Source organism: Streptomyces sp. NPDC018964, assembly GCF_044390325.1.
In the GTDB taxonomy this organism is placed as follows: domain Bacteria; phylum Actinomycetota; class Actinomycetes; order Streptomycetales; family Streptomycetaceae; genus Streptomyces.
Genome location: NZ_JBIRYZ010000027.1, coordinates 1 through 14021 on the forward strand (window position 1 = coordinate 1; position 14021 = coordinate 14021).

10 protein-coding genes and 1 pseudogene are annotated in these 14021 nt (G+C 71.5%); 9 read left to right on the plus strand and 2 right to left on the minus strand.

What is annotated here, in order from left to right:
* Positions 1 to 254: 254 nt before the first annotated feature.
* Positions 255 to 2030, minus strand: a complete 1776-nt coding sequence (locus ACH5AO_RS31540; RefSeq protein WP_398930630.1) for a dolichyl-phosphate-mannose--protein mannosyltransferase — start codon at positions 2028 to 2030, stop codon at positions 255 to 257.
* An 85-nt stretch (positions 2031 to 2115) separates the two neighbouring features.
* Here ACH5AO_RS31540 and rsmI point away from each other — a divergent pair, with 85 nt between their 5' ends.
* The 5 genes and pseudogenes from rsmI to ACH5AO_RS31565 all read left to right on the plus strand — a co-directional run bounded on the left by rsmI (position 2116) and on the right by ACH5AO_RS31565 (position 6208).
* On the plus strand, positions 2116 to 2964 hold the full coding sequence (gene rsmI, locus ACH5AO_RS31545; RefSeq protein ID WP_398930632.1) for a 16S rRNA (cytidine(1402)-2'-O)-methyltransferase: 849 nt from the start codon (positions 2116 to 2118) through the stop codon (positions 2962 to 2964).
* A 243-nt stretch (positions 2965 to 3207) separates the two neighbouring features.
* Positions 3208 to 3480, plus strand: a pseudogene (locus ACH5AO_RS31550) (hypothetical protein); the annotation flags it as partial.
* 37 nt (positions 3481 to 3517) lie between these two features.
* Positions 3518 to 4408, plus strand: coding sequence for a TatD family hydrolase (locus tag ACH5AO_RS31555; protein ID WP_398930634.1), 891 nt, complete (start codon positions 3518 to 3520; stop codon positions 4406 to 4408).
* Positions 4409 to 4442: 34 nt separating this feature from the next.
* Positions 4443 to 5315 (plus strand): 16S rRNA (adenine(1518)-N(6)/adenine(1519)-N(6))-dimethyltransferase RsmA, encoded by an 873-nt coding sequence (rsmA, locus tag ACH5AO_RS31560; RefSeq protein ID WP_030870299.1) that lies wholly within the window; start codon positions 4443 to 4445, stop codon positions 5313 to 5315.
* Complete coding sequence (locus ACH5AO_RS31565) at positions 5312 to 6208, plus strand: 4-(cytidine 5'-diphospho)-2-C-methyl-D-erythritol kinase (protein ID WP_398930636.1); 897 nt, start codon at positions 5312 to 5314, stop codon at positions 6206 to 6208. The genes rsmA and ACH5AO_RS31565 overlap by 4 nt, the downstream gene beginning before the upstream one ends.
* A 12-nt stretch (positions 6209 to 6220) precedes the next feature.
* Here ACH5AO_RS31565 and ACH5AO_RS31570 read toward each other — a convergent pair whose 3' ends face one another.
* The gene (locus ACH5AO_RS31570) at positions 6221 to 6814 is read right to left on the minus strand and encodes a Uma2 family endonuclease (RefSeq protein WP_398930638.1); all 594 of its coding nucleotides are present in this window, start codon (positions 6812 to 6814) and stop codon (positions 6221 to 6223) included.
* Positions 6815 to 6970: 156 nt separating this feature from the next.
* Here ACH5AO_RS31570 and ACH5AO_RS31575 point away from each other — a divergent pair, with 156 nt between their 5' ends.
* The 4 genes from ACH5AO_RS31575 (at position 6971) to ACH5AO_RS31590 (ending at position 13615) form a co-directional block, all read left to right on the plus strand.
* The gene (locus tag ACH5AO_RS31575; protein WP_398930640.1) at positions 6971 to 8788 is read left to right on the plus strand and encodes an ABC-F family ATP-binding cassette domain-containing protein; all 1818 of its coding nucleotides are present in this window, start codon (positions 6971 to 6973) and stop codon (positions 8786 to 8788) included.
* Between the two features lie 236 nt (positions 8789 to 9024).
* The gene (locus ACH5AO_RS31580) at positions 9025 to 10761 is read left to right on the plus strand and encodes a PQQ-binding-like beta-propeller repeat protein (protein ID WP_398930643.1); all 1737 of its coding nucleotides are present in this window, start codon (positions 9025 to 9027) and stop codon (positions 10759 to 10761) included.
* 86 nt (positions 10762 to 10847) lie between these two features.
* Positions 10848 to 12728 (plus strand): PQQ-binding-like beta-propeller repeat protein, encoded by a 1881-nt coding sequence (locus ACH5AO_RS31585; RefSeq protein WP_398930645.1) that lies wholly within the window; start codon positions 10848 to 10850, stop codon positions 12726 to 12728.
* Between the two features lie 206 nt (positions 12729 to 12934).
* Positions 12935 to 13615, plus strand: a complete 681-nt coding sequence (locus tag ACH5AO_RS31590; protein ID WP_398930647.1) for a LuxR C-terminal-related transcriptional regulator — start codon at positions 12935 to 12937, stop codon at positions 13613 to 13615.
* Positions 13616 to 14021: the final 406 nt, after the last annotated feature.

Below are 14021 nucleotides of genomic sequence, written 5' to 3' on the forward strand. Positions count from 1 at the left end.
TGCTCAGCATCCGCCGATTCTGGCAGACACCGAGGGACCCACGGCGTGAACCACGTCCCTAACTACGAGGCGAATGTTGCCTGATGCGGCACTAGTCAGCACCTCCCGCACAGCGGGGGAAGCTCAGAATCTGCCTACGCGTGGAACTGGGCCGTCTCCGGGCCGTCCGAGGAGGACCAGCGGCGACCACGAACGACCGACAACAACCTTGCGGGCACGGCGTGCTGTCGTACCCGCAAGACCAGTCTGTCCAGCTAGACCCACGTGTCCAGCCACATCCGCGCCCGCCAGTCGTCGATCGGGATCGTGGTGCCGGTGTAGATGGGCCAGAAGTAGATGAAGTTCCAAACGATCAGCAGGGTCAGTACGCCCGCCGCCGTCGCGCCCGCGACGCGGCGGGTGTCGGTGGAGCGGGGCGGGCCGACGAGGGCGCCCAGGAGCATCGCCACGGCCAGGCAGAGGAAGGGGAGGAAGACGACGGCGTAGAAGAAGAAGATCGTGCGCTCCTGGTACAGGAACCAGGGCGCGTAACCGGCCGCGATGCCGCAGGCGATCGCGCCGGCCCGCCAGTCGCGGCGGAACAGCCAGCGCCACAGGACGTACAGGATCGCGAAGCAGGCCGTCCACCACAGCATCGGGGTGCCGAGGGCCAGCACCTCCTGGGCGCACTTCTCACCCGCGTCCACCGGGCAGCCGTCCGTGCCGGGGGCCGGGGACTCGTAGAAGTAGGAGACCGGACGGCCGGTGACGATCCAGCTCCACGGGTTGGACTCGTAGGTGTGCGGCGAGGACAGGCCCACGTGGAAGTCGTAGACCTGGTTCTCGTAGTGCCACAGGCTGCGCCACCAGTCGGGCAGCAGCCACGACCAGTCGCTGTCCTTGCCGTCCTTGGCCGCCCAGTCGCGGTAGTAGCCGCCGGTGCCGTCGGCCGGGGAGAGGATCCAGCCGATCCAGGAGGCGAAGTAGGTGACCACGGCCACCGGCACGGTCGACAGGAACGCCCAGCCCAGGTCGCGCCGCAGGACCGCGAGGCGGGGCCGGTGCGCGCCGGCGACCTTGCGCGCGCCGACGTCCCACAGCACCGCCATCACGCAGAACGCGGCCGTGATGTAGAGGCCGTTCCACTTGGTGCCGATCGCCAGACCCAGCATCAGGCCCGCCGCCAGCCGCCAGGGGCGGAAGCCGATCCGGGTGTGCTCGGCGACGTGCGCGTCCGGGCGGACCCGGCCGTCGGCGTCCACGGGCAGCGCGGCGGCGAGCCGCTCGCGCGCCCGGTCCCGGTCGACCACCAGGCAGCCGAACGCCGCCAGCACGAAGAACATCAGCACGCCGTCGAGCAGCGAGGTCCGGCTCATCACGAAGTGCAGCCCGTCCACCGCCATCAGCGAGCCCGCGAGACAGCCGAGGAACGTGGAGCGGAACAGGCGCCGGCCGATCCGGCACAGCATCAGCACGGAGAGCGTGCCGAGCAGCGCCGTCATGAACCGCCAGCCGAACGGGTCGAAGCCGAAGATCAGCTCGCCCAGCCCGATCACGTACTTGCCGACCGGCGGATGCACGACGTAGGCCGCGTCCGTCGGGACGGGGACGGGACCGCCCGAGAGGATCAGCTCGTTGACGTTCTTGTCCCAGTTGACCTCGAACCCGCGATGGACCAGCGCCCACGCGTCCTTGGCGTAGTACGTCTCGTCGAATATCACCGCCTTCGGGCTGCCCAGGTTCCAGAACCGGAGCACGCCCGCCAGCAGTGTGACCAGGAGCGGGCCGCCCCACCCCGACCAGCGGGTGACGCGCTCCGCGAGGACCGGTGGCACCCCGAGCGTGTCCCACAGCCGCTTCGACGGCTCCGTGTACGGCGGCACCAGGCGGTCGCGGACGTCACCCCCGCGGACATCCGCCGTGCGGGCGCCGCCTCTGGCCGGGCCCGGCGCCGGGTAGCCGAAACGGCGCAGCCGCTGCCGCCACGACGGCCGCTCCTCGTGCGGTGCCTGGTCCTGCAGGGTGTCCGTGGAGGACGCGGTACTGGTCACCGCGCCATCGTAGGGAACGGGGCTGTGTGAGTCCCGCGCATGGCCGGTATGCCCCGGCTCCGTCCCGCCCTGGGAGGATGGGGGAGTGACCGGAACCCTCGTACTCGCAGGCACCCCCATCGGCGACGTCTCCGACGCCCCGCCCCGGCTCGCGGAGGAACTGGCGGGCGCCGACGTCGTCGCCGCCGAGGACACGCGGCGGCTGCGGCGCCTCACCCAGGCGCTCGGCGTCACCCCCAGGGGGCGGATCGTGTCGTACTTCGAGGGCAACGAGTCCGCCCGCACGCCCGAGCTGGTCGAGGAACTGGCGGGCGGCGCGCGCGTGCTGCTGGTGACGGACGCCGGGATGCCGTCCGTGTCCGACCCCGGGTACCGGCTGGTCGCCGCGGCCGTCGAGCGGGACGTCAGGGTCACCGCGGTGCCGGGGCCGTCCGCGGTGCTCACCGCGCTCGCCCTGTCCGGGCTGCCCGTGGACAGGTTCTGCTTCGAGGGGTTCCTGCCCCGGAAGGCCGGCGAGCGGCTGGGACGGCTGCGCGAGGTCGCCGACGAGCGGCGCACCCTCGTCTACTTCGAGGCCCCGCACCGCCTCGACGACACCCTCGCCGCGATGGCCGAGGTGTTCGGCGGGGAGCGGCGGGCCGCCGTGTGCCGGGAGCTGACCAAGACGTACGAGGAGGTCAAGCGGGGCCCGCTGGCGGAGCTGGCCGCGTGGGCGGCGGAGGGCGTGCGCGGGGAGATCACGGTGGTGGTCGAGGGGGCGCCCGAGAAGGGGGCCGAGGAGATCGACGACGCCGAGCTGGTGCGGCGGGTGCGGGTGCGGGAGGACGCCGGGGAGCGGCGCAAGGAGGCGATCGCGGCGGTGGCCGTGGAGGCGGGGCTTCCCAAGCGGCAGGTGTTCGACGCGGTGGTGGCCGCGAAGAACGCGGGGGCGTGAACGGCTCAGGGGGCGCGAAACGGTCTCTGAGCAGGCCGCTCCTCCGGTGAGCGGGCGCCCCACGGACGGGTAAAGCGGTTCGGCGGAAGGCAAAGCTCCGGCACCGTCCGTGAGGCGCTCGGGCAAGGGGACGCCAAATCGCCGCCAATACTCGGTCGGCCCTCCTGTGCGCGCGGCAGTGGAGTAGTCCACTTAGATTCGGGGGCGGATCCGCTCTCCCCCAGCGGACCGACAGGAGCCGGGATGACCGAGATAACCGGGCAGGCCGCGCTGCGCGCGGGTGCCACCACCGTCGTCGTCGAGTCGTATTCCTTCGCCTGCATGCACTGCGGACACGGCTGGGAACAGTCGTACGAGATAGAGCACCACACCGACGCCGACGGCCACGAGTTCGTCATGTACGTGGTGGACGGCCAAGTCGTCCCCTCCCCGCTGAACCGGCCGACGTGCCGGAACTGCGACGGTCACGTGGTGCGCATCCTGGCGGCGGGCCGGGTCGCCTGCGCGCACGACGCCGAGCTGACGTCGGCGCCGCTTCCGTAGGATCGGGGGCATGCCTGCGAACGCCCCCGACAAGAACGCCGCCCCGCCGCTCCCGGAACCCCTGCGGGTGCCGGTCGCGGACTCGCACACCCACCTCGACATGCAGTCCGGCACGGTGGAGGACGCCCTCGCCAAGGCCGCGTCGGTGGGGGTGACGACCGTGGTGCAGGTCGGCTGCGACCTCGAGGGGTCCCGGTGGGCGGCCGAGACGGCGGCGGCGTACGACGCCGTCCACGCGACGGTCGCGCTGCACCCCAACGAGGCGCCGCGCATCGTCCACGGGGACCCCGACGGCTGGTCCCGGCAGGGCGCCAGGCAGCCCGGCGGTGACGCGGCGCTGGACGAGGCGCTCGCCGAGATCGACCGGCTGGCCGCGCTGCCCCAGGTCAAGGGCGTCGGCGAGACCGGCCTCGACTACTTCCGCACCGGCCTCGAGGGCAAGGAGGCACAGGAGCGGTCCTTCCGCGCCCACATCGAGATCGCCAAGCGGCACGGCAAGACCCTCGTCATCCACGACCGCGACGCCCACGCCGACGTCCTGCGCGTACTGAAGGAGGAGGGCGCCCCCGAACGCACCGTCTTCCACTGCTACTCCGGGGACGCCGAGATGGCGGAGATCTGCGCGGGCGCCGGGTACTACATGTCCTTCGCCGGCAACGTCACCTTCAAGAACGCGCAGAACCTGCGGGACGCGCTCGCCGTGGCCCCGCTGGAGCTGGTCCTGGTGGAGACCGACGCGCCGTTCCTGACCCCGGCGCCCTACCGGGGCCGTCCCAACGCCCCCTACCTGGTGCCGGTGACCGTACGCGCGATGGCGGCCGTCCGGGGCGTCGACGAGGACACCCTCGCCACCGCCCTCGGGGCGAACACGGCCCGCGCCTTCGGTTGTCCACAGGCGTGACCTGCCCGGTCGTCGCGCCCCGTACCCTTGTCCCGTGACCAGCCCCACCCCCGACGCCCTCCTGGGCCCCGCCGACGTCCGTGAACTGGCGGCCGCCCTCGGCGTACGGCCCACCAAGCAGCGCGGCCAGAACTTCGTCATCGACGCCAACACGGTCCGCCGTATCGTGCGCACCGCCGGGGTCCGCCCCGACGACGTGGTCGTCGAGGTCGGCCCGGGGCTCGGCTCGCTCACCCTGGCGCTCCTCGAGGCCGCCGACCGGGTCACCGCCGTCGAGATCGACGACGTCCTGGCCGCCGCGCTGCCCGCCACCGTCGCCGCCCGCACGCCCGGGCGGGCCGAGCGGTTCGCGCTGGTCCACTCCGACGCGATGCACGTCACCGAACTGCCCGGACCCGCCCCGACCGCGCTGGTCGCGAACCTGCCGTACAACGTGGCCGTCCCGGTGCTGCTGCACATGCTGGAGACCTTCCCGAGCATCGAGCGCACCCTCGTCATGGTCCAGTCGGAGGTCGCCGACCGGCTCGCCGCCGCCCCCGGCTCGAAGGTGTACGGCGTGCCCTCGGTCAAGGCCAACTGGTACGCGGAGGTCAAGCGGGCCGGCGCCATCGGACGGAACGTCTTCTGGCCCGCGCCCAACGTCGACAGCGGGCTGGTCTCGCTGGTCCGCCGCGCGGAACCGCTGAAGACCACCGCCTCCCGGCGCGAGGTGTTCGCCGTCGTCGACGCCGCCTTCGCCCAGCGCCGCAAGACGCTGCGGGCCGCGCTCGCCGGGTGGGCGGGTTCGGCGGCCGCGGCCGAGGCCGCCCTGGTCGCGGCGGGGGTGTCGCCGCAGGCGCGCGGGGAGTCCCTGACCGTCGAGGAGTTCGCGCGCATCGCCGAGAACAAGGAGCAGGGCCAGCAGTGAGCGTCACCGTCCGCGTCCCCGCCAAGGTCAACGTCCAGCTCGCGGTCGGCGCGGCCCGCCCCGACGGCTTCCACGACCTCGCCAACGTCTTCCTCGCGGTGGGCCTGTACGACGAGGTCACCGCCACCCCGTCCGCCGACGGACCGCGCATCACCTGCACCGGCCCCGACGCCGCCCAGGTCCCCCTCGACCGCACCAACCTCGCCGCCCGCGCCGCCCTGGCGCTCGCCGAGCGGTACGGCCGGGACGCCGACGTCCACCTCCACATCGCCAAGGACATCCCCGTCGCCGGGGGCATGGCCGGCGGCAGCGCGGACGGCGCGGGCGCCCTGCTGGCGTGCGACGCGCTGTGGGGGACGGGCGCCTCGCGCGAGGAACTCCTCGACATCTGCGCCGAGCTGGGCAGCGACGTGCCGTTCAGCCTGGTGGGAGGGGCGGCGCTCGGTACCGGGCGCGGGGAGAAGCTGACGGAGCTGGAGGTCGGGGGGACCTTCCACTGGGTGTTCGCGATGGCCTCGCGGGGGCTGTCCACACCGGCGGTGTTCCGGGAGTTCGACCGGCTGGGGGAAGGGCGGGAGATCCCGGAGCCCGTCGCGTCGCGGGAACTGATCGGCGCCCTGGCGAAGGGGGACGCGGAGGCGCTCGCCGCCGCCGTCACCAACGATCTTCAGCCGGCGGCCCTCTCCCTGTTCCCGGAGCTGGCCGACACCCTCGCGGCGGGCCGCTCGGCCGGTGCGCGGGCCGCCCTGGTCTCGGGCTCGGGGCCGACGACGGCGTTCCTGGCGCGGGACGCGGAGGCGGCCGAGGCCGTCGCGGGGGCGCTGCGAGCCTCCGGCACGTGCCGCGACGTACGTACGGCGTCAGGGCCGGTGCCAGGGGCAACGGTTGTCTGAAGCGCCCGGCCCTCAGAGCTCGTCGACGGCAGTCAGGTCGATGTCGATGGAGTAGGGCTTGTCGACCTTGATGCGGTCGCGGTGCATGCCCATGTGCACGTAGGCACGAGTGAGCGGATCCAGTTCATACACGTGGATGAGCGGCTTGCGGCCGATCCCGTCACGCTCGACCCGCCAGAAATGAGGGATGCCCGCGTTGCCGTACTTGTGCGGCTTGGTCGTACGGTCGCGGGACTCCGAGTCCGGCGACACGACCTCGATGGCCAGCACCACGTCCTGGGCCTGGTAGCTCGTCTGGTCCGGGCCACGGACCGCATCGGCGAAGACCACACTCACGTCGGGCTCCGGCCCGTTGCGCCGGTCCAGGACGATGGTCATCTCCCGTCTGACCCTGTAATTTTTCGGCACGCTTCGCCGCAGGCCACTGACCAGCAGGTCGATCACGTCTGCGTGGAAATTGCGCTGCGGACTCACGGTGATGAGACTCCCGTCGATCAACTCGGTGTGCGGCGGGAGATCGGGCAGTGTGAACAGGTCGTCCACGGTGTAGCCGTCCACAGGCGGCACCTCCCAGTGGCGGCGGTGCTCTACGGACTCGGCGGTCATGGTTCCTCCCATGGACGGGATCCTGCTGCCTGCCCTCCACGGTAGCCGTCCGTTTCCGATCACGTCATCACAAAGAGTGACTGCCTCCTCGCGTCCCGGCCCCGTCCCCACAGGGCATACGCTGGAAAGCTGATCGATCCACCGGGCAGGAGAGTAATGGCCGTCAATCTGGTCAATGTCGAGAACGTCGGCAAGGTGTACGGGACGCGCGCGCTGCTCGACGGCATTTCCCTCGGCGTCTCCGAGGGGGACCGGATCGGGGTCGTGGGGCGCAACGGGGACGGCAAGACCACCCTCATCCGGATGCTGGCCAAGCTGGAGGAGGCCGACACCGGGCGCGTGACGCACTCCGGCGGGCTGCGGCTCGGGGTGCTCACCCAGCACGACTCCCTCGACCCCGCCGCCACCGTCCGGCACGAGGTCATCGGCGACCTGGCCGACCACGAGTGGGCCGGCAACGCCAAGGTCAGGGACGTACTGACCGGACTGTTCGGCGGACTGGACCTGCCAGGGTTCCCCAAGGGCCTCGACACCGTCATCGGGCCGCTGTCCGGTGGTGAGCGGCGCCGGATCGCGCTCGCCAAGCTGCTCATTGAGGAACAGGACCTGATCGTCCTCGACGAGCCGACCAACCACCTCGACGTCGAGGGCATCGCCTGGCTCGCCGAGCACCTGCGGAACCGCCGGTCCGCGCTCGTCTGCGTCACCCACGACCGCTGGTTCCTCGACCAGGTCTGCACCCGCATGTGGGACGTGCAGCGCGGTGACGTGTACGAGTACGAGGGCGGCTACTCCGACTACGTCTTCGCCCGCGCGGAGCGCGAACGGATCGCCGCCACCGAGGAGGCCAAACGGCAGAACCTGGTCCGCAAGGAGCTGGCCTGGCTGCGGCGCGGCGCCCCCGCGCGCACTTCCAAGCCGCGGTTCCGGGTCGAGGCCGCGAACGAGCTGATCAAGGACGTTCCGCCGCCGCGCGACAGCAGCGAGCTGATGAAGTTCGCCTCCTCCCGGCTCGGCAAGACCGTGTTCGACCTGGAGGACGTCACCGTCCAGGCCGGGCCCAAGGTGCTGCTCAAGCACGTCACCTGGCAGCTCGGGCCCGGGGACCGCATCGGTCTGGTCGGGGTCAACGGGGCGGGCAAGACGTCCCTGCTGCGGGCGCTCGCCGAGGCGGCCCGGAGCGAGGGGGAGACGCAGCCCGCGGGCGGTCGGGTCAAGGTCGGCAAGACGGTCAAGCTCGCCTACCTCTCCCAGGAGGTCGCCGAACTCGACCCCACCTGGCGGGTGCTCCAGGCCGTGCAGCAGGTGCGCGAGCGCGTCGACCTCGGCAAGGGACGCGAGATGACCGCCGGGCAGCTGTGCGAGACGTTCGGGTTCAGCAAGGAGAAGCAGTGGACGCCGGTCGGGGACCTGTCGGGCGGTGAGCGGCGGCGGCTGCAGCTGCTGCGGCTGCTGATGGACGAGCCCAACGTCCTCTTCCTCGACGAGCCCACCAACGACCTCGACATCGAGACCCTCACCCAGCTCGAGGACGTCCTCGACGGCTGGCCCGGCTCGATGATCGTCATCTCCCACGACCGGTTCTTCGTCGAGCGCACCACCGACCGCGTGTTCGCCCTCCTCGGCGACGGCACCCTGCGGATGCTGCCGCGCGGGATCGACGAGTACCTGGAGCGCCGCAAGCGGATGGAGGAGGCCGCCGCCGCCTCGGTGGCCGCCGTCCCGGCCGCGGCGGTCCAGGGTTCCGCCCCGGAGAAGAGCGCCGCCGACCAGCGCGCCGCCAAGAAGGAACTCCAGAAGATCGAGCGCCAGCTCGACAAGATCTCCGAGAAGGAGACCAGGCTGCACGCCGCCCTCGCCGAACAGGCCACCGACTTCGCGAAGGTCGCCGAACTCGACGCCGAGCTGAGGGAACTGGCCGGACAGCGGGAGGAACTGGAACTGCGTTGGCTGGAACTGGCGGAGGACGCGTGAGCCGTCCTCCCCTCCGCGCGCAGGGGGCGCGGGTGGCGTGAAGGGGGCGTGAAGGCGCGTAACGGGGGCATCACGGGCCGGTCCTCCCTTGGGAACAGGGGAGGACGCGGCCCGGTGGCGTGTCGGTGCCGGGTGATACAAAGGGGCCAGTCTGAGAAACGTCTGAATACGACTCTGGGTTCATCGCGTACCTCAGGGCGTGGCTAAAAATCAGTGATGTAAGGGGGAACGCGCTGATGACTCAGCCGCCGAACCAGCCGCCGCAGGGTGGCTTCGGAGCGCCGCAGGATCCGCCGCCGGGAGGTGGCTTCGGGGCTCCGCAGACGCCTCCGCAGGGTCCGCCGCAGCCCGGGTACGGGTACCCGCAGCAGCCTCCGCAGCAGCCGAGGCCGTACAACTCCGGACCGTACGCCTCCGGGCCCTACGGCCCGCCGCGGCAGCCGGGGCCCTACGGACAGCCCGGGTACGGGTACCCGACGCAGCCGCAGTTCCCCGGGGCGCCCGGCACGCCGCCGCCCGGCGGGTCCGGCTCCCGCAACCCCTTCAAGGGCAAGCCCGTCATGGTCATCGGTGCCGCGGTCGCCGCGCTGCTGGTGATCGGCGGCACCGTGTGGGCCGTCTCCGGCGGCGACGGCGAGAAGGACGAGAAGCCCGTCGCCAAGCAGACCGACGACCCCGAGCCGGGCGGCTCGTCCGGCGCCCCGGTCAACCCGGGCGACGGCAGCGGCGACGGCGGCGAGGACCCGGAGAACCTCAACGAGGGCCGCCAGGCCGGTGAGGCCAAGGTGCTCTGGTACAAGGAGGCGCCCGACGCGCCCGGTTCCGGCGCCGACGCCCCCGGTATGTGGGTCACCGACAAGACGGCCGTGAAGGCCGCCTACAAGGAGCTCTCCGCCTACAACGTCGGTGACGGCAACCCCACCTGGGACACCATCACCTTCCCGCAGCAGATCTGCGCGGTCACCCAGGGCAAGACGGCCGACGACAAGGTCGTCATCGCTTACAAGAGCGGCAAGAGCGACAGCGCCGAGTGCAACCAGCTGCAGCTCGTCGACCTCAATACCGGCGAGAAGGGCTGGAAGCAGGAGGTCCCCGACGGCGCCCTGTTCGACTCCGTGCTCTCCATCGAGCTGACCCTCACCGGCGACACGCTGATGGTGGGCCGCTCGCAGTCCGGCACGGCGTACGACGTGACCAGCGGCAAGAAGCTGTTCGACGCGAAGAAGTACGGCGACGCCCCCTGCTTCCCCGCCGCCTTCGCGGGCGGTGAGCGCCTCCTCCAGGTCGCGTCCTGCGGCGCCGGCGGCACCGACGAGCACGACGAACTCCGGGAGCTCGACCCGAAGTCGGGCAAGGTGAAGTGGACCCAGAAGTTCGACAAGGGGTGGCGCGTCGAGCGCGCCTACTCCGTCGACCCGGTGGTCGTCTACAGCACCAACGAGGACAAGAAGGCGTGGAACATATCCGCCTTCACCGGCGGCAGCGGCAAGTTCCGCTCCGAGGTCACCGTCGACGAGGACTTCGCCCCCGGCTGCGGCTGGGCCGTCCTCGCGCGTGACCTCCAGGGCTGCGAGGGCGTCGTCGTCGACGAGGACACCCTCTACCTGCCCACCGAGGCGACCACCGGGGCCAACGAGATCGTCGCCGTCAGCCTCGACGACGGCAAGGAGCGCTGGCGGGTCAAGTCCCCGGCCGACGAGTCCATGCAGCCCGTCAAGGTCGAGGGCGGCAAGCTCATCGCCTACGTCGGACCGTCGTACGACGCGGGCGGGCAGGTCGTGGCGATCCCCGTCGGCGGCGGCGACCACAAGCCGGCCGTGCTGCTGCGGAACCCGCAGGGTGTCGCGGACATCGAGAACAGCTTCTTCAGCAAGTCGATCGACTGGGTCGACGGACGCTTCTACCTCTCGACCACGCGGCTGACCGGCAATGACGAGTCGAAGGAGAAGCTGATGCTCGCCTACGGCAAGTGAGGTCGCGGCTCTTCTCCCTCCCGCCTCCCGCCGTCCGCCGTCCGCCGTCCGTCGTTCGCCGTCCCCTTCTCCGAGGTGCTCACGTCATGACCCAGCCGCCTCCGCCGCCCAACCAGCCGCCGCAGCAGCCGGGGTTCGGGCCGCCTCAGCAGCCGCCCGCCCCGGGTGGGCCCGACCTCAACAAGGCCCCGGAGCCCGGATACGGGTATCCGCAGACCCCGGCCACTCCGCAGACTCCGGCCACTCCGGCCGCCCCGCAGCCTCCGGTCACGCCGCCGGCGGCTCCGCAGGGGCCCGGGTACGGGTATCCGCAGCAGCCGCCGACCGCCGCCGGGTACGGGTATCCGGGGCAGCAGCAGCCGGGGACGTACGGGCAGCCCGGTTACGGACAGCCCGGTTACGGACAGCCCGGCTACGGGCAACCCGGTTACGGTCAGCCCGGGTACGGGTATCCGCAGCCGCCGACCATGCCGATGCAGCCGCAGCCGGGGGGTGGCGGGAAGAAGTTCAACGCGCAGGCCGCCATCATCGTCTCGGCGGTCGTGGTCATCGCCCTGATCGTCGGCGGCGGTGTCTGGTACGCGTCCTCGTCCGCCAAGGACGACGACAAGAACACCACCGCGACCTCCGGTGGCACCGGCGGCAAGGACGAGAAGAACGGCGGTACCGGGGGGACCGGGGGCACCTCCTCCGAGGCCCAGGAGAAGGCACCGGCCGACACCGGTTCCAAGGTGCTGTTCCAGGTGCCCGCGCCCAAGGTCCCCAAGGGCACCACGAGCATCTCCACCTCCGGTTCCTGGCTGACCGACACGGTGTACGCCAAGAGCGGGATCGCCGAGGTCGTCGGTTACGACCGCGCCAAGGGCACCGAGAAGTGGACGGTCGACCTGCCCGGACCGGTCTGCGAGGGCAGCGGCCGCGTCACCGAGGACAACAAGACGGCGATCATCTTCAAGCCCGCCATGCCGACCAAGACGGATCCGCAGTCCTGCACGCAGGTCGCGGTGATCGACCTCGAGGCCGGCAAGCAGGTGTGGGCCAAGAGCGCCAAGTCCGGCACCATGCCGATCAGCTTCAACAACGTCACCATCAGCGGCGGCACCGTCGCGGCGGGCAGCACCAGCGGCGGCGCCGCCTGGGAGGTCGCCTCCGGCAAGCAGCTGTGGGCGCCCAAGACGTCCGACTCCTGCTACGACTCCGGGTACGGCGGCGGTGAGAAGCTCGTCGCGGTGCGCAAGTGCGGCACGTACGAGCAGCGGCAGCTGCACATCCAGACCATCGACCCGAAGACCGGGAAGGTGATCACCGAGTACAAGATGGACGAGGGCATCGAGTACGCCGCCGTCGTCTCCACCGACCCGCTGGTCGTGGCCGCCGACGTCGGTGACTCCGCGGGTGACGGCAGCGGCATCTCGGACTTCTTCTCCATCGACAACAAGACCGGCAAGCTGCGCACCCGCATCTCCGCGCCGGGCGAGGAGTACGCGGCCCGCTGCGACGCCATCTACAAGATCGAGAAGTGCAGCGGGCTGGCGGTCGGCGAGGACAGGCTGTACATCGCGACCGAGGAGCACGAGGGCGGCGGGGAGTCGTACATCCAGACCAACGAGGTCGTCGCCTTCGACCTGGCGACCGGCAAGCAGACCGGACAGCGTGCCGACGCGGGTGACGGCTACACGATCACCCCGCTGCGGATGGACGGCGGCAACATCCTGGCGTACAAGCGTCCGCCGTACGACAAGGGCGGGCAGATCGTCAGCATCGACGGGGGGACCTTCAAGCAGACGACGCTGATGGAGAACCCGGCGACGGAGGCCGTGCGGGACGTGGAGACGCGGATGTCGCCGGAGTACGCGGAGATCCTGTTCTCGCAGGGCGGTCTGTACATGTCCGGTGCGTACGCGAGCGACTTCTCGTCGTCCTCGGACGACAAGGAATATCTGGTGATCGCTTTCGGTACGAGCTGATCATTCGGTTTCTTGTTTCTCGCGGCCCCGTCCCTGGTCAGGGACGGGGCCGCGGGCGTATCGCGCATCCTGCGCCCATCGCCGTCGAATGCGAGAATTTCGGTGATCCGGGGCGATTCTCGCCGGTAGGGGGAGCGCGGCGTCGAACAAACGTGTAGCTTCCGGGGGCATCTCGGGGTGCGTTGTTATGGGGGGTTGGTTGTTCGATGGGAGTGCGGCTGATGGTGGTCGACGACCACCGATTGCTCGCCGAGGCGTTGGCCTCGGCGTTGAAGCTGCGGGGGCACCGGGTGCTGGCGGCTGCGGCGCCGGCCGCCGGGGCGGCGGACCTGGTGATCAGCAGGGCGCCCGAGGTGTGCCTGCTGGGGACGGCGGCGCCGGCGGAGGCGGGGGTGTTCGATCCGGTGGTGAAGATCAAGCGGGAGCGGCCGCAGGTGGCGGTGCTCGTGCTGGGGCCGGTGCCGTCGCCGCGGGGGATCGCGGCGGCGTTCGCGGCGGGGGCGTCGGGGTACGTGCGGCACGACGAGCGCATCGAGGGGGTCGAGCGGGCGATCATGAAGGCGCGGGCGGGGGAGGCTGCCGTGGCGCCGCAGTTGTTGCAGGGGGCGTTCGGGGAGCTGCTGAATCCCGCGGCTCAGCCGGATGACGAGGGTGCGCGGTTGTTGCAGATGCTGACGCCTCGGGAGGTGGAGGTGCTGGTGCGGGTCTCCGACGGGGAGGACACCCGGCTGATCGCGGCGGGCATGGGCATCGCGCCGTCCACGGCCCGGACGCATGTCCAGCGGGTCCTGATGAAACTGGGCGTGGGCTCCCGCCTGGAGGCGGCGGCCCTGGCCGCCCGGACGGGGCTGCTGGACCGGGTGGGGCCGGTGGGGGGCGACGCTTAGGCCCCACGGCGCGGCGTTCGGCCTGGCGGGTGGGGTGCCTGCGGCGCGGCTGTTCGCCCCGGTGGGTGGGGTGCCTGCGGCGCATCGTTCGGTCCGGTGGGGGCGGGTGTAGCGCCCATGGTCGGTGGGTGGGTCGTGGCCGTGTCGGGGTGTCCGTCCTCGGACCGGCGCGGATCGCGTCACTTGGAAGGGGTGCGGGGTGCGGACGCGCTGGCCACTGCGGGCGGCCACCCCCGCCCCGTCCCCTTCCCGCCGTACGCGCCTGACGGCCACTACCACCGCCACTCCCCGTGTCAGCCGCGGGCAGCCGCGCCGCATGCCGCCGTTCCCGCGGGCAGTCGTGCCTCCCCCAGTGCCTCAAGGGCCTGGGAGGTACCCCCAGGGCGATGGGGGTCCCCCCGCTCGA